Genomic DNA, 417 nt, shown 5'->3' on the forward strand with positions numbered 1-417 from the left:
AAGGAATTAAGTATATGGTAGTAGATATCACTAACCCCGAATTAGTAGACAAAGATGAATTTCTACATAATGTACTACAAGCCATAGAGAATTTCTATTGCAATTTATACTACGCTATTGCTGATAGAAGTGTATTGATATTGATATTCAATCTAAGCGATAGTAAGTATGCTGATGAGATTGAGATATACATAAACCTACACGCTCCAACTGCTAGTTCCCAAGCGGTCAAACGTACTGATATCAAAGACCTTGACTGCATGACCTACGCATACCATGACGCTGATGGATGGGAGCGTGGGAGCGCAATTAAAGTTAAAGAACTAAGTATGGACGATATTTTTAACCTAATGGAAAAAGTATATGCTAGACGACTAAAGGATGGTGAGGTCTGCCATGCCGAAGTAGCTTAACTAG

General features: G+C 37.9%; 1 protein-coding gene. It reads left to right on the forward strand.

What is annotated here, in order from left to right; genetic code table 11:
* A partial coding sequence (locus tag EI161_RS14680) for a hypothetical protein (RefSeq protein WP_225735429.1) occupies nucleotides 1-413 on the forward strand: 413 nt, incomplete at its 5' end.
* Nucleotides 414-417 lie beyond the last annotated feature (4 nt).

This window comes from Psychrobacter sp. FME5 (assembly GCF_014861375.1).
GTDB lineage: Bacteria > Pseudomonadota > Gammaproteobacteria > Pseudomonadales > Moraxellaceae > Psychrobacter.